At 70.5% G+C, this 19,272-nt stretch carries 17 protein-coding genes and 1 pseudogene; 9 read left to right on the forward strand and 9 right to left on the reverse strand.

Annotated elements, in window-relative coordinates; translation table 11 throughout:
- Positions 1-64: 64 nt before the first annotated feature.
- The gene (locus AC5R91_RS05380; RefSeq protein ID WP_495396004.1) at positions 65-997 is read left to right on the forward strand and encodes a TetR/AcrR family transcriptional regulator; all 933 of its coding nucleotides are present in this window, start codon (positions 65-67) and stop codon (positions 995-997) included.
- A 124-nt stretch (positions 998-1,121) separates the two neighbouring features.
- On the opposite strand, the gene AC5R91_RS05385 is transcribed toward AC5R91_RS05380, so the two are convergent.
- Positions 1,122-1,481, reverse strand: a complete 360-nt coding sequence (locus AC5R91_RS05385) for a winged helix-turn-helix transcriptional regulator (RefSeq protein WP_495396005.1) — start codon at positions 1,479-1,481, stop codon at positions 1,122-1,124.
- Between the two features lie 143 nt (positions 1,482-1,624).
- Here AC5R91_RS05385 and AC5R91_RS05390 point away from each other — a divergent pair, with 143 nt between their 5' ends.
- Positions 1,625-2,494, forward strand: coding sequence for an NAD(P)-dependent oxidoreductase (locus AC5R91_RS05390; protein WP_495396006.1), 870 nt, complete (start codon positions 1,625-1,627; stop codon positions 2,492-2,494).
- Positions 2,491-3,444, forward strand: a complete 954-nt coding sequence (locus tag AC5R91_RS05395) for an NAD(P)-dependent oxidoreductase (protein WP_495396007.1) — start codon at positions 2,491-2,493, stop codon at positions 3,442-3,444. Before AC5R91_RS05390 ends, AC5R91_RS05395 begins: the two co-directional genes overlap by 4 nt.
- 174 nt (positions 3,445-3,618) lie before the next feature.
- Here AC5R91_RS05395 and AC5R91_RS05400 read toward each other — a convergent pair whose 3' ends face one another.
- Positions 3,619-4,551 carry an SPFH domain-containing protein gene (locus tag AC5R91_RS05400; RefSeq protein ID WP_495396008.1) on the reverse strand — a complete coding sequence of 311 codons (933 nt, stop codon included), beginning with the start codon at positions 4,549-4,551 and terminating at the stop codon, positions 3,619-3,621.
- A gap of 265 nt (positions 4,552-4,816) precedes the next feature.
- On the opposite strand from AC5R91_RS05400, the gene AC5R91_RS05405 reads away from it, so the two are divergent.
- Complete coding sequence (locus tag AC5R91_RS05405; RefSeq protein WP_495396009.1) at positions 4,817-5,467, forward strand: pyridoxamine 5'-phosphate oxidase family protein; 651 nt, start codon at positions 4,817-4,819, stop codon at positions 5,465-5,467.
- Between the two features lie 150 nt (positions 5,468-5,617).
- On the opposite strand, the gene AC5R91_RS05410 is transcribed toward AC5R91_RS05405, so the two are convergent.
- The 3 genes from AC5R91_RS05410 to AC5R91_RS05420 form a co-directional block, all read right to left on the reverse strand.
- Positions 5,618-6,259: a CoA transferase subunit B gene (locus AC5R91_RS05410; protein ID WP_495396010.1), complete on the reverse strand. Its 642-nt coding sequence runs from the start codon at positions 6,257-6,259 to the stop codon at positions 5,618-5,620.
- Entirely contained in the window at positions 6,256-7,002 is a 747-nt protein-coding gene (locus AC5R91_RS05415) for a CoA transferase subunit A (RefSeq protein WP_495397900.1), read from the reverse strand. Before AC5R91_RS05415 ends, AC5R91_RS05410 begins: the two co-directional genes overlap by 4 nt.
- Before the next feature lie 298 nt (positions 7,003-7,300).
- Positions 7,301-8,308, reverse strand: a complete 1,008-nt coding sequence (locus tag AC5R91_RS05420; protein ID WP_495396011.1) for an LLM class F420-dependent oxidoreductase — start codon at positions 8,306-8,308, stop codon at positions 7,301-7,303.
- A 177-nt stretch (positions 8,309-8,485) separates the two neighbouring features.
- Here AC5R91_RS05420 and AC5R91_RS05425 point away from each other — a divergent pair, with 177 nt between their 5' ends.
- Entirely contained in the window at positions 8,486-9,604 is a 1,119-nt protein-coding gene (locus tag AC5R91_RS05425) for an acyl-CoA dehydrogenase family protein (protein ID WP_495396012.1), read from the forward strand.
- Between the two features lie 48 nt (positions 9,605-9,652).
- Complete coding sequence (locus tag AC5R91_RS05430) at positions 9,653-11,023, forward strand: acyl-CoA dehydrogenase family protein (RefSeq protein WP_495396013.1); 1,371 nt, start codon at positions 9,653-9,655, stop codon at positions 11,021-11,023.
- Between the two features lie 149 nt (positions 11,024-11,172).
- Here the strand turns inward: AC5R91_RS05430 and AC5R91_RS05435 are convergent, their stop codons facing one another.
- The gene (locus AC5R91_RS05435; protein WP_495396014.1) at positions 11,173-12,333 is read right to left on the reverse strand and encodes an acyl-CoA dehydrogenase family protein; all 1,161 of its coding nucleotides are present in this window, start codon (positions 12,331-12,333) and stop codon (positions 11,173-11,175) included.
- 110 nt (positions 12,334-12,443) lie between these two features.
- On the opposite strand from AC5R91_RS05435, the gene AC5R91_RS05440 reads away from it, so the two are divergent.
- Both AC5R91_RS05440 and AC5R91_RS05445 read left to right on the forward strand, forming a co-directional pair.
- On the forward strand, positions 12,444-14,129 hold the full coding sequence (locus AC5R91_RS05440; RefSeq protein ID WP_495396015.1) for an AMP-binding protein: 1,686 nt from the start codon (positions 12,444-12,446) through the stop codon (positions 14,127-14,129).
- A gap of 22 nt (positions 14,130-14,151) precedes the next feature.
- A complete protein-coding gene (locus tag AC5R91_RS05445) occupies positions 14,152-14,799 on the forward strand; it encodes a cysteine hydrolase family protein (protein ID WP_495396016.1) in 648 nt (215 codons plus the stop codon).
- A gap of 255 nt (positions 14,800-15,054) precedes the next feature.
- On the opposite strand, the gene AC5R91_RS05450 is transcribed toward AC5R91_RS05445, so the two are convergent.
- Together AC5R91_RS05450 and AC5R91_RS05455 are read right to left on the reverse strand one after the other, a co-directional pair.
- Positions 15,055-15,378: a group II intron maturase-specific domain-containing protein gene (locus tag AC5R91_RS05450; RefSeq protein WP_495396017.1), complete on the reverse strand. Its 324-nt coding sequence runs from the start codon at positions 15,376-15,378 to the stop codon at positions 15,055-15,057.
- 290 nt (positions 15,379-15,668) lie between these two features.
- The gene (locus AC5R91_RS05455) at positions 15,669-16,952 is read right to left on the reverse strand and encodes an IS256 family transposase (RefSeq protein ID WP_495394993.1); all 1,284 of its coding nucleotides are present in this window, start codon (positions 16,950-16,952) and stop codon (positions 15,669-15,671) included.
- 86 nt (positions 16,953-17,038) lie between these two features.
- Between AC5R91_RS05455 and AC5R91_RS05460 the strand changes: the two are divergent.
- Positions 17,039-18,348: pseudogene (locus tag AC5R91_RS05460) on the forward strand (IS701 family transposase); the annotation flags it as partial.
- A 2-nt stretch (positions 18,349-18,350) separates the two neighbouring features.
- On the opposite strand, the gene AC5R91_RS05465 reads toward AC5R91_RS05460, so the two are convergent.
- A complete protein-coding gene (locus AC5R91_RS05465) occupies positions 18,351-19,253 on the reverse strand; it encodes an SDR family NAD(P)-dependent oxidoreductase (RefSeq protein WP_495396018.1) in 903 nt (300 codons plus the stop codon).
- Between the last annotated feature and the right edge of the window lie 19 nt (positions 19,254-19,272).

The following is a 19,272-nucleotide window of genomic DNA, read 5'->3' on the forward strand; positions in this document are numbered from 1 at the left end:
CGCTAACACTCCCGTCGACCAGTGGACCGTGCTTGGTAGCCTCTCCCCGGAGGAGGACCACATCGTGCCGTCGCGTGCCACCCGGGTGACGCCCCCGGCGGGTCTGGCCCCCACCTTCTCCGACGCCGCCGCTTCCGACGCCGCGGGACAGTCCGCCCTCGCCCCGGCGCAGGAACCCGCTCCCGCCCCGACCGCGATCGAGTCCGGCCCGATCCGCCCGGCGCCCCCATCGCCCACCGCCATCCCGCCCGACCCGATCCGCCCGGCGCCCCCCTCGCCCACCGCCATCCCGCCCACCGCCCTGGAGCCCGTCGCCGACCAGCCCGCGGCAGCCCCGGCCCACCCGGACTCAACCGGCCCAACCAGCCCAACCGGCCCCACCGGCCCAACCCGCGTCGGCCCGAGCGGCGCTGCCCCGATCGCGGCGTCGCCGGTCAGGCGGGCTCGCACCGGGCGCCGGGACGACCTGCTGCAGGCGGCGGCCCGGCTGTTCGCCGAGCGGGGGTTCCGCGGGGTCGGCATCGAGCAGATCGGCGCCGCCGTCGGCATCCGCGGGCCCGGCATCTACCGGCACTTTGCCAGCAAGGACGCGATGCTCACGGAGCTGCTCGTGGGCATCAGCCAGCACCTGCTCCACGGCGCCCAGACCGTGCTGAGCGCGGACCCGAGCGCGGCCGACGCCCTCGACCGCCTCGTCCGCCGGCACGTCGAGTTCGCCGTCGGCAATCCCGACCTGATCGTCATCCACGACCGCGACCTGCACAGCCTGCCGGCGCCGGACGAGCACGAGGTCCGCCGGCTGCAACGCGCCTACGTCGAACTGTGGGTCGGCGTACTGCGCCGGCTGCGCCCGGACCTGACCGGCCCCGCCGCCCGCGTCCGCGCCCATGCGATCTTCGGTCTGATCAACTCGACCCCGCACAGCTCGGGTGCCCTCGATCCCGCGGTCAGGGCGACCACCCTGCACGCGATGGCGACGGCCGCAGCCACGGCATAGCCCCACCGGCGGCACCCGCCACAGCGGCCATCGCGACGCCCGCGTGAAGGATTTCTGCCGCTCGTGGGTTCACGCTCGACGCTGGACCTGATGCGCGAGCGTGGCTGGCCCGAGGCGCGGCCGGTTACGCGGATGTGGGCGCGCCCTCGGCGGCGAGGCGCTCGCAACGTCGCTTCCCCCACTCACCCAGCGGGCGGAGAGCCTCGTTGAGTGACGTGCCGTGCTCGGTGAGGGAGTACTCGACCCGGGGTGGGACCTCGCGGTACACCTCGCGATGGACCAGGCCGTCCGCCTCCATCTCGCGCAGGTGCTGGATGAGCATCTTCTCGCTGACGCCGGGAAGGCCGCGCCGCAGCTCTCCGAACCGACGGGTTCCGTGGTTGTTCAGCTCCCAGAGGATCAGCGACTTCCACTTCCCGGACACCACGTCCATACCGGCGTCTATGCCGCAGACGTAGGGACCGCGCCTCGCGCTCGTCGCCATCAGACCTCCACCTAGCCTCAGCTGGCCACTTACTTCCTGGTAGGTATTGAACAAAATCGTAGGTACTTGCCGGCGGGAAAGGTCCGGGTGGAGGGTCGGGACGGCACGCCATTCAGACCACCGACCGGAACAAGGGACAATCCATGACGACCCGTACGACCTTCCTGGGCTTGGGCGCGATGGGCAGCGCGCTCGCCGCCGCGGCTCTCGACGCCGGCCGACCATCCGTGGTGTGGAACCGCACTCCAGGCAGAGCACGGGCCCTGGGCGAGCGTGGCGCCACCGTCGCCGAGACCGTCGAGGAGGCGATCACCGGCGACGGGGTGGTCGTCGTGTGCCTGCTCGACCATCAATCGGTGCACGCTGTGGTCGATCCGGTCGCCGCACGTCTGGCCGGACGGACCGTGGTCAATCTGACGACGACGACACCGAACCAGGCTCGCGGGCTCGCGACCTGGGCGGCGGAGCACGGCATCACCTACCTCGACGGCGCGATCATGGCCGTACCTGAAATGATCGGCCATCCGGATGCGGCGATCTTCTACAGCGGCCCCGAGGCCGCCTTCGAGGAGAACCGGGATCTGCTCGATCTGTGGGGGCCGAGCGACTACTTCGGGACCGACCCCGGTATCGCCTCGCTCCGCGACATGGCGATGCTCGTCGGGATGTACACGATGTTCGCCGGCTTTCTGCACGGCGCGGCGATGGTCGGTGTCGAAGGCGTGTCGGCAGCCGAGTTCGCCCGACGGCAGATGCCTTTCCTCGCCGCCATGACCGGCCAGCTGGCCGACCTCGCCACCACACTAGACGCCAAAGACTACGCCGGGGCGGGCCAGCAGAGCCTTGAGTTCACCGAAGCCGCGCTGGACTCGCTGGTGACGGCCAGCCTCGACCAGGGCGTCAACGTCGAGGTGCTGCGGCCCGTCCGCGACATCGTGCACCGGCAGGTCGCCGCCGGGTACGGCAGGCAGGGCACCGCCCGCATCTTCGAAGAGTTCAGGAGTACCCGATGAGCGGCGAGGGCGGTCCATCTTCCGTGACGGTCGTCGGCCTCGGCCCGATGGGTCGAGCGATGGCCGCGTCCCTGCTGCGGTCCGGCCATCCGGTGACGGTGTGGAACCGCACCGCGGGGCGCGCCGACGACCTCATCGCCGGGGGCGCCACGCTGGCGCCCACACCGACAGCCGCGGTTGCCGCCAGTGAGCTGACCATCCTCAGCCTCACCGACTACCAGGCGATGTACGACATCCTGGGCCCGGGCGCCGCGATTTCGCGAGCCTCGCGCGTTCTTGCCGGCAAGGTCCTGGTCAATCTCAGTTCGGACACGCCCGATGCCTCCCGGGAGGCGGCGCGATGGGCGGCCGGACACGGAGCGAGCTTCGTGACAGGTGGCGTGATGGTGCCCGCTCCCGCCGTGGGCGGTCCAGGGGCACACGTGTTCTACAGCGGGCCCCGCGCGGTGTTCGACGCCCACGAGCCCACGCTCAGACTGATCGGCGAGCCCAGGTACCTCGGGGAGGACCCAGGCTTGGCCCAGCTCTTCTACCAGGCGCACCTCGACGTCTTCCTCACCGCCCTGGCAAGCCTGCTCCACGCCACCGCGCTCGTCGCCGCCGCCGGTGTCCCGGCCGCCGACTTCCTACCCGGCGCGATGGAACTCCTCGCCGGCATCCCGACGATGATCGGAGACGGACGGGACCTGGCCCGGCGTCTGGAGGCCGGCGAACACCCCGGCGACCTCAGTACGGCGCGGATGATGGGCGCCACAGCGAACCACATCGTGTGGACGAGTGAGAAGGCCGGCATCGACACGCGGCTGCCCAAAGCCGTCAAGGCGCACTACGACCAGGCCGTCCTCGCAGGCCGCGACACCGAGAACTGGACCGTTCTCTACGAGATGTTCAAAGCCCCACGCGAGCTTCGGCCTGATCAACTCGACACCGCACGGCGCGGGCGCCCTTGATCCCGTGGTCAGGGCCACCACGCTGGACGCGATGGCGACCGCCGCGGCGACCGTCGAGCACCGCGCCCCGGGACGTGGTGATGGCGGCGAGTGATTCCTGCTGTCGAGATGGGGGCGGGTGGAAAGGGTGAGGACCACCGCCCGGCTCCCGCACCCGCCCGGCTCCCGACGGGGCTATTTGCCGGTGACCGCGACTTCCGCGCCGGGCGCGTAGGTCGTCACGTTCGACGGAATCGCCTTGAGCTCGTCGATCTTGGCGCAGGCCGGGCACTGCGCATAGCCCGACTGGCGCTGACGGTTCGCCTCCGCTTCTGCCTTCGCCTCGGCGACTCGTGCCTGCGCCTCGGTAATCCGCGCAAACGCCGCCTGGGCGCTGTTCACGGCCCCCTGGACGTTCTCCGGCAGCGTGACCCGAGCGAGGGTGAATCGCAGGTTCTCCAGGAACGGGCCACCGAGATTTTCGTTGAGGTCGGTGGCGAGCGACTTGTTGATCGCGTTCTGGACGGCCTGGATGTTGCCGTTGCTCGACGCCGCGTTGAGCGTCCTCTGGGCCCCGGCCTGCTGGTCCGCACCCATCTGGACCAACGCGCAGGAAGAGACGAGGTCGGCGCAGGTGAAGTTGTTGATCTGCTCACGAAGGTCGTTGTCGATAACCGGCCGGATGATGGCACCCAGGAACGCGGACCAGCCGTCGTCACCCGACCAGGCGTAATAGAGCTTCCCACCTTTGCTCGCCAGCGGGAACTTCCTGGTGCCGAACTTGTCGTCGAACTGGCGTAGGACGTCGTGGTCGAGGTTGAGGGTGAAGTAGAACGTGCCCTCGATCCCCATACTCACACCGTCCTTCGACGGTGTCGTCACGACATCGACCGTGCCACGGTCGCTCTCACCGGCAACGGACGTGATCGTGTAGTAACGCTGCTGCGCCGGGTAGTTGTGCATCGAGGAATACAGGCCGACGTATGTCCTCGACGAGGCGGGATTGACGATCTGGCGGATCCGGTGATTGTCGAACGGGCCCCCGTTGCGGACCACCGCGATCTGCCCGCCCGACGTCGACGCGAACGAACCGAGCGCACTCGCCCCCACGACCAGACCGAAGACCACCGCCAACACCCCCACAACAGCAGCGGCACCGAGCCCGAGACGCCTACCTGATGCCACGCACCCTCCCTTGATCGAAGTTGCGGCACGTGGTCAGTATGTCGGCTCTCCGTGCTCGGGTCGTGCGACTTGTCGGGAAGCTGTCCGGGTTGCCGTTCCACCCCGTTGGAGCGGGTACGTGGAGCAGGTACGCGTCGGCATCGCCCCGTGTACACCGCTGGACGGAAATCCGGTGGGCAGGGCATCGCGGCGATGCCAGGCTGCACGCATGGAGATTCCGACGGCCGGATCCGCGCGTCTCGCCCCCACCCGGGCACGGGATCGGATTCATCACGAGACCGACCGGATCCACGCCGTTCTCGACGAGGCACGGGTCTGCCATGTCGGCGTGGTCGTCGACGGCTGGCCGCACGTCCTGCCGACCCTGCACGTGCGGCGCGGCGACACCCTCTACATCCACGGCTCGACCGGCGCCCGGGTGCTGGCCGCCGGCCGCGCCGCCCGCCTGCCGATCTGCGTCACGGTCTCGCTGCTCGACGGACTGGTGCTGGCCCGCTCCGCCTTCCACCACTCGGTGAACTACCGGTCGGTGCTGGTCCGCGGCCTCGCCTCGCCCGTGCTCGACGAGGACGACAAGCGCGCCGTGCTCGTCGCGTTCGTCGACCGGACCGCACCGGGCCGCTCGGGCGCCTGCCGGCCGCCGAACCGCCGTGAGCTGTCCGCGACCGCCGTACTCGCCGTCGCGCTCGACGACCCCGCCACGCAGGTGACGCTGAAGGCGCGGAAGGGTGGGCCGGTGGACGACGCCGAGGACCTGGCCCTGCCCCACTGGGCGGGCGTGATCCCGGTGCGCACGGTCGAGAGCGCGCCCGAGCCGGCCGAGGACCTGGCCGACCCGAGCGCGCCGATCGGCTCGTGACGCGGCCCGCCGCCACGGTCACGAGCGCCGCCTCCGTCGGTGCCGCGCTCCGGTGCCGCGCTCCGGTGCCGCGCTCCGGTGCCGCGCTCCGGCGCCACGGTCGGTGCCGGCGGGGCGTCGACACCGGACGGGTCAGTCGAGCTGGACGGGTCAGTCGAGCTGGACGGTGAGGTCGGGGCCGGTGGCGGCGCGGACCTCGTCGACGGTGACGCCGGGTGCGAGTTCGCGCAGCACCAGGCCGTGGCCGGGGTCGACGTCGAGGACCGCGAGATCGGTGATGACCCGGTGTACGCAGCGCCGGCCGGTCAGCGGCAGGGAGCACTCCCGCACGAGCTTGTGACCGCCGTCGCGGGCGACGTGCTCCATCATCACGATGACCCGCCGCGCGCCGTGCACGAGGTCCATCGCGCCGCCCATCCCCTTGACCATCTTCCCGGGAATCATCCAGTTCGCGAGATCCCCCTGCGCGGACACCTGCATCGCACCGAGCACCGCGACGTCGACATGCCCACCACGGATCATCCCGAACGACGTCGCGGAGTCGAAGTACGACGCCCCCGCCAGCACGGTCACCGTCTCCTTGCCGGCGTTGACCAGGTCCGCGTCGACCCGGTCCGGGGCCGGATACGGGCCGACGCCGAGGATGCCGTTCTCGCTGTGCAACACCACCGTCACATCCGCCGGCAGGTAACCCGGCACCAGCGTCGGCAACCCGATCCCGAGATTGACGTACTGGCCATCGACCAGCTCCCGCGCCACCCGCGCGGCCAGCGCCTCCCGCGTCAGCGTCATGCCGTCACCGTCCTGCGTTCGATCCGCTTCTCCGGGTCCGGCGCGTGCACCACCCGCTGGACCAGGATCCCCGGTGTGTGAACCTGATCCGGGTCGAGCTCGCCGGGTTCCACCAGCTCCTCGACCTCAGCGATCGTCACCCGGCCGGCCGCCGCGCACAGCGGGTTGAAGTTGGCCGCGCTCGCCCGGTAGACGAGGTTGCCGTGCCGGTCGCCGCGCCAGGCGTGCACCAGCCCGAAGTCGCAGACGATCCCCCGCTCCAGGACGTACTCGGCGCCGTCGAACACCCGGGTCTCCTTGCGCGGGGACGCGAGCGCGACGCGACCGGAGGCGTCGTGGCGCAGCGGGACGCCGCCCTCGGCGACCTGCGTACCCACCCCGGCCGGCGTGTAGAACGCCGGGATGCCCGCCCCGCCCGCCCGCAGCCGTTCGGCGAGCGTGCCCTGCGGCACCAGCTCGACCTCCAGCTCGCCGGCCAGGAACTGCCGCTCGAACTCCTTGTTCTCCCCCACGTACGACCCCGTCGTCCGCCGGATCCGCCCCGCCCGCAGCAGCAGGCCGAGCCCCCAGTCGTCGACCCCGCAGTTGTTGCTCACGGTCTCCAACCCGCTGACCCCGGCCGCCAGCAGCGCGTCGATCAGAACACTCGGGATGCCGCACAGCCCGAACCCCCCGACCGCCAGCGACGCCCCGTCCGGGATGTCGGCCACCGCCAGGGCCGCACTCGCGACCACCTTGTCCACGCGCACCCGCCTCCCGCACCAGTCGGCGGCACCGCACCGGAACCGCCCGCACGTTAGCGTCCGCTAACCCAGACGAAGTTAGCCACAACTAACATGAACGTCCAGCCCCCACAGCCCGATCAGGCTCGGGCGACGGCCGGGCTGGGCCAAGCCGCCACCGCGGCCCGGCCCCCGCGGCCGCCCCGCCCGAGGCCGGTCGCCGTGCCCTGTCGTGAGCGGTACGAGCGTCCGAATCCGCACCGGCCCCGCTCCGTAGCCCGGCCGGCGCACCGCGACCCGCCGCCGCGCAGGACCGTCGCTAGCCCTTCAGGCCGGCGAGGATGCGGGAGATCACCTCGGGGGTGATGGGGGCGGGCGAGTAGAAGCTCACCCGGTCGGCGATGTCGCCGACGCGGGCCCGGATCTGCTTCGGGATGTCCTCCGGGGTGCCCCGCGCCGTGAAGACCTCCAGCACCTCCTCGGTGACGAGCGACCCGAGATCCTGCCAGCGGCCGTCCCGGGTCAGCTCGTACAGGTCGCGCTGCAGCCCGCCCCAGCCGTGCAGCTCCAGGACCGCGCTGTAGGCGGGGGTGGAGGCGTAGAAGGCGAAGTGCTGGCGCAGCTTCTTCTCCGACTCGGCCAGCTCCTCCTCGGTGTCCCCGGTGGCGATGAGGGTGGGGAAGGTCAGCTCGACGTCCGAGCGCTTGCGCCCGGCCCGCGCCAGGCCCCGCTCCAGCGCCGGCAGGGTCACCTCGCGCACGAACCGCTCGGAGGACAGGCCGTGCAGCAGGATCCCGTCGGAGACCTCGCCGGCGACCTCGGTCATGCGCGGCCCGAGGGCGGCGAGCTGGATGCGCGGCGTCCCGTACGGGTTGGGCCCGGGGTTGAAGAACGGCGTCATCAGCGTGTGCTGGTAGAACTCGCCCTGGAAGTCCAGGCGCTCGCCGTCGTTCCAGCACCGCCAGATCGCCTGGATGGCCAGGACGATCTCCCGCATACGCTTGGCCGGCTCGGACCACACGGCGCTGAAGCGCTTCTCGATGTGCGGCTTGACCTGCGATCCAAGCCCGAGGACGAACCGGCCCCTGCTGATGGTGTGCAGGTCGTTGGCGACCATCGCCAGGTGCATGGGGCTACGCGGGAAGGCCACGGCCACGCCGGTGCGGATCATGACGCGTTCGGTCGCCTGCGCCGCCAGGACCACGGGCAGGAACGGGTCGTGCGCGGTCTCCGGGACGTACAGCGCGTCGTAGCCCAGGGACTCGAGTTCGCGTGATCGGCTGGCGATGTCGTCAAGATCGGCCCACAGACCAACGTCGACCTTCACGTCCACTCCTTAAGTTGGATCAGATAGATGATTTGAGTAAGCTACCTTAATAGTCGCTATCGTGGCAGCGGCACGAGCGGTCGGCTGCGTCACTGGCCGCCCAGCACGTGCCGGGCGAACGGCGTTTGCTGGTCGAGGGCGTGCCACCGGCGCCCCAGGATCGAGAGGAGACCGCCCGTGCTTCCGGGTGTGACAGCGGATCAGAGACTGTTCGCCGAGACGGCCGAGCGCTTCATCAGGTCGACCTGCCCCGTTTCGACGGTGCGCCGGGTGGCGCAGCGGGAGGAGGAGCTCGACGGCGGCTACTTCACCGAGATCGGCGAGCTGGGCTGGCTGGCGCTGTTCGTGCCCGAGGAGCACGGCGGCGGCAGCCCGTCCGGCCAGCCGGTCCTCGACGCCGGCCTCATCGCCGAGCAGCGGGGCCGCTACCTGCAGCCCGGACCGGTCGTCGGGTCGAACGTGGCGGCGCTGGCGATCACGCTCGGCGGCACCGGCGAGCAGCGCGCCCTGCTCGACGACCTCGCCGGGGGCAAGGCCCTCGCGGCCTGGGCGCTCGGCGACCCGGTGGGCGGCTGGGAGGCGTCGGCCGGCGTCGAGGTCCGTCGCGGCGACACCGGTTTCGTGCTGTCCGGGACCAAGGGTCTCGTCCAGGACGCCCACCTGGCCGACTGGTTCCTCGTCAGCGCCGCGGTCGACGGCCGCCCGGCGCTGTTCCTGCTGCCCGGCGACGCCCCCGGGCTGAGCGTCGAGCCGCTGGCCGGACTCGACCTGACCCACCGGTACGCCGAGCTGGTCCTGCGCGACGTCGCCGTGCCCGCCTCCGCGGTGGTCGGGCAGATCGGCGGCGACGACCTCGGCGAGCGGCTGCTGCAGGTCGCCACGGTGCTGACGGTCGCCGAGATGGTGGGGTCGATCGGCGAGCTGTTCGCAATGACGCTGGAGCACGCCCGCAACCGCGCGGCGTTCGGCCGGGTGATCGGCTCGTTCCAGGCGGTGAAACACCAGCTCGCCGACCTCAGTCTCGCGGTGGAGTGCAGCCATGCCCTCACGACGGGAGCACTCACGGCCGTGCAGGAGCAGGCACCGGACGCCGCGGAGCTGGCCAGCGCGGCCAAGGCGTTCGTCGGCGACGCGGCGATCGACGTCTCCCAGGGCTGCCTGCAACTGCACGGCGGCATCGGCTACACGTGGGAGCACGACCTGCACCTCTACCTGCGGCGGCTGGCGACCGACCGGGTGGTGTTCGGCGACCCCGCCTGGCACCGCGAGCGCATCTGCCGGCTGCACGGCCTGTGAGAACGGGCGACGATCGATGAGCACACCGCGACGACCGGAGGCAAGGCGATGAGCGGGCAGACGGCGGGCGAGCAGACGGCGGGCGTGCTCTCGGAGGGCAGGCCGACGACGGACGCGCGGCCGGCGAACGGCCAGACGGCGAACGGGAGGGCGGCGAACGGGAGGGCGGCGGGCAAGGGGGCGGCGCCCGATCTCGAGGCCTACCGGGGCGAGGTGCGGGCCTGGCTCGCGGCGAACCTGGATCCCAGGGACGACGACGCACCGGCTCGCCTGCGCGGCGGCGACGCCGCCAACCTCTCCCCCGAGCGGGTCGCCCAGCAACGGGACCTGCAGCGCCGCGTCTACGAGGGCGGGTACGCAGGCATCACCTGGCCCGCGGAGTTCGGCGGGCAGGGCCTCACCGCCGCCCACGAGGAGATCTTCCAGCAGGAGAGCCGCGGCTACGTCCTGCCGGACCTGGGCATCGCCGGCCTGACGACCACCCGGGTCTGTGGGCCGACGATCCTCGCCCACGGCACGGACGAGTTCCGCCGCACCCACATCCCGCGGATGCTGTCCGGCGAGGAGATCTGGGTGCAGTTGTTCTCCGAGCCGGGCGCGGGTTCCGACCTCGCCGGAGTGTCGACCCGGGCCACCCGCGCCGACGCGGGCGACTGGGTGCTCAACGGGTCGAAGGTGTGGACCAGCGGCGCCTACTACGCCGACTACGGCCTGTGCCTGGCCCGGACCGATCCGACCGTCCCGAAGCACCGGGGGCTGACCTGGTTCGGCGTGCCGCTGACCAGCGACGGCGTGACGATCCGGCCGATCCGGGAGATCAACGGCAGCTCGGAGTTCTGCGAGGAGTTCTTCGACGACGTGGTCGTCTCCGACGCCAACCGGATCGGCGCCGTCGGGGACGGCTGGACGGTGGCCCGCACGATGATGGTCTTCGAGCGGCTCGGCGGCGACCCCGACGAGACGCCCCGTCACACCGGCGCCCGCGAGCTCGCCCCCGACCTCGTCGCCCTGGCCCGCCGGGTGGGCCGCCAGGCCGACCCGGTGACCCGCCAGCTCATCGCCCGCGCCCATGTCATCGACCTCGTCAAGGAGCAGCTCGACGCCTACGTCGCCGCCCTGACCGAATCGGGGGCGGCCAACCCGAACCTGGGCTCGTACTCGAAGCTCGCCGCCGGCACGCTCAACCCGGTCCGGGCGTCGATCGGCTTGGAGATCGCCGCCGCCGCCGGCGTCGCCTGGCATCCGCAGGACACCGAGGCGTCGACGACGGCGCTGAACTACCTCAACGGCCGGATCCTGGCCATCGCCGGCGGCACCAACGAGATGCAGCGCAACGGGATCAGCGAGCGGATCCTCGGGCTGCCCCGGGAACCCGCCCACGACCTCGACCGACCCTTCAACGAGCTGCGTCACAACTGAGCGCCGGCCACCCGACTCCGGCCGCCTGACCCCGGCCCACGCTGTTCCGGCCGGCCCGTGCCCCCGCCGACCGGTTTGCCCAGCCGACCGGGCCCCAGCCGCCTGGTCGGCGGTCTGCCCGCCCGTCGGCCGCCCAGCCCGTCGGCCGCTCAGCCGAGCTGCATCGAGCGGCCGATGATCTCCTTCATGATCTCGTTGGAGCCGCCGAGGATGCGGCTGATCCGGCTGTCGCGATACATCCGGGCGATCGGATACTCGTTCATCCAGCCGTAGCCGCCGTGAAGCTGCACCCCGGCGTCCACCGCGGCGTCCTCCAGCTCGGTGGCACAGAGCTTCGCCGCCGCCGCCTCGACCCCCGTCAGCTCGCCGACGACCAGGGCGGCCAGGCAGGCATCGACGAAGGACCGGGCCATGAGGGCGCGGGCCTGCAGGTCGGCGAGGACGAAGCGGGTGTTCTGGAAGCTGCCGATCGGCTTGCCGAACGCCTTGCGCTCGCGCACGTAGGAGGTCGTGAGCTCCAGCGCCCGGAAGACGTTCTGCACCGAGGAGATCGCGATCGACAGGCGTTCCTTCGCCAGGTTGCGCATGAGGTAGTGCAGGCCCTCGTTCTCCTCGCCGAGCAGGTTGGCGACCGGGACGCGGGCGTCGGTGAAGAACAGTTCGGCGGTGTCCTGCGAGCGGGCGCCGACCTTGTCCAGGCGGCGGCCACGCTCGAAGCCGGGGGTGTCGCGCTCGACGACGACAAGGCTGATCCCTTGGTCGCCGGTTCCCTGGTCGCCGTCCGCGCGGGTCGTCTTCGCGCACAGCACCACCAGGTCGGCGAGGATGCCGTTGCTGATGAACGTCTTGGACCCGTTGATGACGTAGTGGTCGCCGTCGCGCACCGCCGTCGTGCGCATGCCCCGCAGGTCGCTGCCGGCGACGGGTTCGGTCATCGCGATCGCCGTGATCAACTCGCCGCGGACGTAGCCGGGCAGCCAGCGCGCCTTCTGCTCGTCGGTCGTCAGCTCCAGCAGGTACGGGCCGATCAGGTCGTTGTGCAACTGGATGGCGAAGCCGCCGATGCCGGCGGAGGCGAACTCCTCGGCGACGACGGCGCCGTAGCGGGGGTCGTCGATGCCCGCGCCGCCGTACTGCTCGGGCACGGCCGGGCCGAGCAGGCCCACCTCGCCGGCCCGCAGCCAGGCGGCCCGGTCGACAATGCCCTCGGCCTCCCACCGGTCGTTGTGCGGCAGGCACTCCTTCTCGACGAAGGTGCGGGCCAGCCGGCGGTACTCCTCGTGGTCGGGGGTGAAGACGGAACGCTGCATCTCATGACCTCCGCGGGGATCGTCTGGCAGCATCACAGCGCAGACGGTGAAGAGGATCTAATCATCTGAAGGATATAGCTTGTATATGTGATGGCGGCTACAGTGCTGCCATGACCGGTCCCCTGCGCCGCGCTCCGGCGAACGCCCAGTGGTACGCCGCCGGGCTGCACACCACCCAGACCTTGGTCGACGCGTTACGGGACGGCGCCGAACGGCATCCCCAGTCGCTGATGATCTTCGACTCGGAGACGCATCCGGCGTCGGCCCGGCTGATCGACATCCACCGCCGCGGCGCCCGCCTCGCCGGCGCGTTCGCGCGGCTCGGGCTGCGGCGCGGCGACGTGATCGCCTGCCAGGTCCCCAACTGGCTGGAGGGCGCGATCGTCTACCACGCGGCGATCTCGCTGGGGCTGGTCATGGTGCCCGTCGTGCACATCTACGGCCCGGTCGAGGTCGGCTACATCCTGCGGCAGTCGGGCGCGCGGGCCCTGGTCATGCCCGACCGCTGGCGCTCCATCGACTACCTCGAACGGTTCTCCGCGGTCGGCGACTGCCCCAACCTGGAGCAGGTGATCACCATCGGCGAGCGGACGGCGCCGGGCGGGGTCACCCTGGCGTCGCTGGAGGCGCTCGACACCGACCCGCCGGCGCCGGAGCCGGAGCCGCAGCCGCAGCCGCTCCACGCCGACGACGTCTGCATGGTCATCTACACCTCGGGCACCACCAGCGCACCCAAAGGCGTGCAGCACACCCACAACACCCTGCTGGCCGAGATGCGGGCGCTGGCCCTCGCCGACGCCGGCACCCCGGGCGCGGTGCACCTCTCGCCGTTCCCCGCCGGGCACATGGGCGGGGTCCTGCTGCTCGGCCGGGCGTTCCTGTCGGGCCGCACGAGCATCCTCGTCGACTCCTGGAACACCGCACGCGTCGCACGGGTGATCCGCGAGCGCGGGGTGAGCTGGCTCGGAGCGACGCCGTTCTTCCTGAGCAGCCTGCTCACCGACGTCCGCGACACCGGCACGCCGATGCCGTCGCTCGACGAGATTCACCTCGGCGGCGCGGGCGTCCCGCCGGAACTCGTCCTCGCCGCCGAGGCGGCCGGCTGGCGGGCGTTTCGCTCCTACGGCTCCACCGAACACCCGACGGTCACGGTGTCCACCGTGGCGGACCCGGTCGAGGTCCGCGCCTACACCGACGGCGTCGCCTTCGGCGCCAACCGCATCCGGATCATCGACGACGACGGCCGGGATCTGCCGCCCGGCACCCCCGGCGAGGTCGTGACCCTCGGCCCGGAGCTGTTCGTCGGCTACACCGACCCCGCGCTCAACGCCGAGGCGTTCCTCGACGGCGGCTGGTTTCGCACCGGCGACATCGGCACCCTCGACGAGGGCGGCCACCTCACCATCGTCGATCGCATGAAGGACATCATCATCCGCGGCGGGGAGAACATCTCCTCCACCGAGGTCGAAGGCATCCTGCTGCGCCACCCGGCGATCGTCGAGGCCGCGGTGACGGCGATGCCCGACCCGCTCTACGGCGAGCGGGTGTGCGCGTTCGTCCTCCTCGAACCCGGCCGCGAGCTCTCCCTCCGCGACCTCGTCGAACACTTCGTCGCCGTCGGCGTGGCCAAGCACAAGACCCCCGAACGCCTCGAGATCGTCACCGACCTGCCCCGCACCGCGGCCGGCAAGGTACGCAAGGCCGACCTGCGCGCCCGCCTACGCGCCCCCGCCCCCGCCCCTGTTCCCGCCGACGCCGGTCGGGGCAGCCGGGACTCCCAGCGCGCCGGTCACTGAGCGACGCGGACGGATCTGCGCCATGGTCCACGGACTCGACCGCGGCGAGCGCGCCGCGCTGGTCGTCAGCGAGTGCCTGCGCGGCACCCTCGACCCCGATCTGGCGATCTTCGCCGGGCTCGCCGAACAGGCCGCCGCCCGCGGCATCCTCGCGCGCATCGCCGCGCTCGCCGCGGACTTCCGCGCGCTTGGGCTGCCGGTCGTGCACATCCACGTGGCGCACCGGTCGGACTTCGGCGCGTTCAGCGACACCAACCCGGTGTCTGCGAAGGTGCGCCGCGAACGGCGGGTGCTCGCCGGCACCCCGCAGGCCGAGCCGATGCCCCAGGTCGCGCCCCTGCCCGGCGACTACGTCAGCATGCGCCGCTCGGGCCTGGCGATGTGGTACGGCACCGACCTCGACTCCACCCTGCGCAACCTGCGCGTCGACACGGTCGTCCTGACCGGCGTGTCGACGAACATGGCGCTGCTCGGCGGCGCGCTGGGCGCGACCGACCGCGGCTACCGCAGCGTGCTCGTCGAGGACGCCGCCGCCGGGGCGAACGCCGAGTCGCACGCGTGGATCGTCGCCAACCTGCTGCGCCTGCTGTCGACGGTCGCCCGCGCCGACGAGGTCCACGCCGACCTCGCCCGCCGCGACGCCGCGACGACCACGCCCCCGCGCCATTGACTCAACACCCGCCCTGAGGAGGGCTCCCCGACCAAGGTGACGATCATGCCGAGTTGAGGAGGATGTCGAGGGGTTGGCTGTAGGGGTTTCGGCGGGGGGTCTGGGTGTGGTCGACCCAGGGGGGTGGGATGAGTTCGGGTCGGCGGTCGGCGCCGAGTCGGATGGTCCAGTGGTGGTGATGAACGTGGCGGTGGTGAGTCGGCGGCGGGATTTTCACCCGCCGCCGCTCGCAGAACCGTGCGTGACAGTCTCCCGTCACACGGCTCCCGTTGCCGCGCCGCTCGGGAGCGCTCCGTGACGCCAGTGTGCGAACAGGTCCGGGATGTTGCTGGCGATCTGGGCGAGTCGCCTCCGGGCCTTTGCTGGCGCGCGGTGCAGGTGCTTGTATTTCCGGCATGCCCACTTGACGAGATGCGGATTGATCCGATCCGCCAGGAAGCTGGTCAACAGGGATTTGTAGAAGTGCCCGTAGTAGTTGATCCAGCCCGTCACGATGGGGTTGATCCACGCGGCGAGCTGCCTGAAGTCCAGGCTGGTGCAGCGGCCGAGTCTCCATCCTCGGACTAGTACTACAGCCACAGTGATCTCTTTGTGGTCTCTGGTGCGGAAGGGGTAGCGCGACACGAATGTCCTGTGATCGTCGGGTGTATGCGGGGATCTGGCGAGGATGCGCTGGCGACGGATGATGGCGTCGACGACGTGGATGTGCAGGCATGGGAAGCGAGCCTGGAAAGGCTGTTCTCCCGCGTCTCGGAATGTTTCCGTAGCGACGAGTCGGCTGCCCAGGCCCGCATGTATCTGACGGGTCGAGCCTGTCACGATTTCCGTGTAAGCCAGAGGTGAATAGCTCAGCTTACATGCTTACACTATCAGAAAGGTAGGCGTCCGGGAAATAGGTTGACGAGCGTGTTGAGGGCGACTTTCCACCCGTGGGTTCCGGTACCGGACTCCCCGCCGCGTTGGCTCGATATGTTACGGAGCCCGAGGTAGAGTAGCTTCATCGCCGCGTCACGGTCGGGGAAATGCCCGCGGTTCTTCGTGATTTTCCGGAGCTGGAAGTTCATCGACTCGATCGCATTGGTCGTGTACACGATCTTCCGGAGTTCGGGTGGGTAGTCGAGGAACGGAATGAACTCCGGCCAGGCGTGACGCCACACGTCGACCGCGCCGGGGTACTGGACGCCGAACTTCTTGTCGAACGCGGCCAGGCCGAGTTCCGCGGCTTCCAGCGTCGGTGCCGTGTAGATGTCCTTCATCGCCTTGACGACGGCTTTCCGGTCGCCGTAGGACACGAACCTCATCGCGTTGCGGATCACGTGCACAACGCAGGTCTGCACGACGGTCTCGGGGAAGACCGCGACCGCGGCGTCGGGCAGGCCGGACAGCCCGTCGCAGCACACGATCAGCACGTCGCGCACCCCGCGGTTGCGGAGATCGGCCAGGACCTTCTGCCAGAACTTCGCGCCCTCGGTGTCCTTGATCCAACAGCCCAGCGCGTGCTTACGGCCATCGACATCGACACCCACGGCCAGGTAGGCGACCTTGGTCGTGACCACCCCGTTGTCCTTGATCCGAAGCCGGATCCCATCGACGTACAGGATCGGGTAGACCTCGTCGAGGGGCCGGGACTGCCAGGCCTTGATCTCGTCGACGACGACCTCGGTGACATTGGAAATCAGCTCCCGGGACGCCTGGACCCCGTACACCTCACGCAGGTGCGCCTCGATGTCGCGGGTCGTCATGCCCCGCGAGTACAACGACAGGATCGTGTCGTCAAGATTCCCGATCCGCCGCGCGCGTTTCGGCACGATCGTCGGCTCGAAGGAGCCGTTCCGGTCACGCGGTACCTCGATCTCGACCGGCCCGTTCCGGGTCGACACCGTCTTCGTGGACTTCCCGTTCCGGGAGTTTCCCGTGCCCTGACCGGCCGGATCACCCACCTCATAGCCGAGATGGCCCGTCATCTCGACCTGCAAGGCCCGCTCGAGGACAGCCTTCGTCATCTGGTTCAACAGGCCATCGACCCCGTCGATCGGTGTTCCGGTCGCTCTCGCGTCCTTCAACAACGTGTCGATCGCCTCCGGCGCGAAAGCCTCGGCGATCCTCTTCGCCGCCGCTTCGTCTTTTGTCCGAAGCGTCGTGCTCTGTGTCATTCGGTGTCCCTTTCCGACCTACCCGATCAAGGTAGATCGATCCTGGTCCACCTCCGGCTTACACAGTCGTCATGACACGCCCGACGGGTCTGCTGTCGGGTGTCGAAAGGAAGAACGGCTGGACACTCGCCGAGCATGCCGGCGATCCGGCCCCACACAAGATGCAACGACTGTTGAACTCCTACGCCTGGAACGCCGACATGATGCGGAACGTGATCCGTTCCTACGTCCTGGAGAACCTCTCCGAACCGGACGGGGTGTTCGTCGTCGACGAAACCGGATTCGTGAAGAAAGGCACCGAGTCCGCCGGGGTACAGCGGCAGTACTCCGGTACCGCGGGACGCATCGAAAACTGCCAGCTCGGGGTGTTCGCCGCCTACGTGTCCGGGAAAGGCAGAGCGCTGATCGACCGCCGCCTCTACCTGCCCGTGTCCTGGACGAACGACCCGGCCCGCTGCCAGACCGCCGGCATCGGCAAGGACACCACCTTCGCCACGAAGCCCGCCCTCGCCCGGGCCATGGCCGCCGACGCCTGGCAGGCCGGGGCACGGTTCACCTGGTTCGCCGCGGACGAGGCCTACGGCAACAGCCCCACCCTGCGCGACTGGCTCGAAGCCCACGACGTCGGCTACGTCCTCGCCGTCGCCCGCAGCCACCAGGTCTCCACCGCCACCGGCCGCCACCGCGTCGACACCCTCGCGGCCAAGGTCCCCACCCGCGCCTGGGAAACATACTCCGCCGCCGACGGATCGAAAGGCCCCCGCCTCTACGACTGGGCCGTCATGGACACCACCGACACCGCCCCCAACACCGGCCGCCGCCGCCAGGTCCTCCTCCGCAGATCCCGCACCGGCAAGCACGAACTCGCTTTCTTCCTCACCTACAGCCCTCGCCCGGCCCCGCTCTCCCTACTCGTCACCGTCGCGGGACGCCGATGGGGAGTCGAAGAAGCCTTCCAATGCGGAAAGAACGAAGTCGGCCTCGACCACTACCAGGTTCGGCTTCACGACGCCTGGTACCGGCATATCACCCTCGCAATGCTCGCACAGGCCTGGCTCGCCGTCACCGCCGCAAACAGCGGCGAAACCCAGCACAAACACTTAAAAAAAAGAATTCCGTCTCCTCTGGCTACCGCCGCCACCGCGGCGGCATCGCGATCGACGCACCACCCGAACTCCCCACGAACGCGATGATCCCTCTCACCGCCAACGAGATCCGGCACGTCTACGCCCTCACCCACCGCATCGATCACCCCACAGGCCACATCCGCCGATGGTCACACTGGCGCCGCCGCCACCAGGCCCACGCCCGCTACTCCCACTACCAACGGCGCATACACGCAGCTCAGACCCCCTCCATGAGGATCAAGACCACACCACAACCACTGTCGCTGTAGTACTAGAAGTCGGAGCCGCCGTCGACGTTGAGCAGGGCGCCGGTGATGTAGCCGGCGCGTGCGCCGCACAGGAAGACGATCGCGGCGGCGATCTCCTCGGGGCGGCCGGGGCGGCCGAGGTCGGGGACCAGGCCGCGGCCGGCGCCGCCCATGTCCCGGGAGATCGCGAGAAAAACCTCCTCGGTACTCGGCGCCGTCGTCGTGCTCGGCGCCCCGGCTGTGCTTGGCGTGACCGTCGTGCTCGGTGCGCTCGCCGAGGCGGCCAGGGCGTCGGGCGCGACCCACCGGCCCGGTCCGAACTGTTCGATCTTCTCGCGAGCGCCCTCGGTCAGGATCGCCCCGGGGCAGACGGTGTTCACCCGGATGCCGTCGGGCCCCAGCGCCCGGGCGAGGTTCTTCGACACGCTCGCCAGCGCCGCCTTCGCCGCCGTGTAGGCGACCATCGTCGGGTACTGCTTGCGGATCGACATGGCGGCCAGGTTGACGATCGCGCCGCCGCCGCGGGCCCGCATCAGCGCGATCGCCGCCCGGCAGGTCCGCACCCCGGCCATCAGGCCGATCTCCAGATGCGCCTGGAACAGCTCGTCGGAGGTCTCCGTCAGTGGCAGGTAGTCGTACTCGTCGCTGCCCAGGGTGTTGACCAGCACGTCGCAGCCGCCGAAGACGCCGCGCACCCGGTCGAACAGTTCCTCGGTGCCGGCCGCGGTCGCGAGGTCGGCCGGCACCGCCAGCGCGCGCACGCCGAGCGCCTCGATCTGCGCGGCGACGCTCGCGAGGGCCGCGGCGCCGCGGGCGACGACGACCACGTCCGCGCCCTCACGGGCGAACTCCAGCGCCGTCCACCGGCCCATCCCCTTGGACGCGCCGGTGACGACCGCGACCTTCCCACGTAAACCGAGATCCATCTCGTGGTTCCCCTCGAAC

The organism is Frankia sp. BMG5.60 (assembly GCF_059428125.1).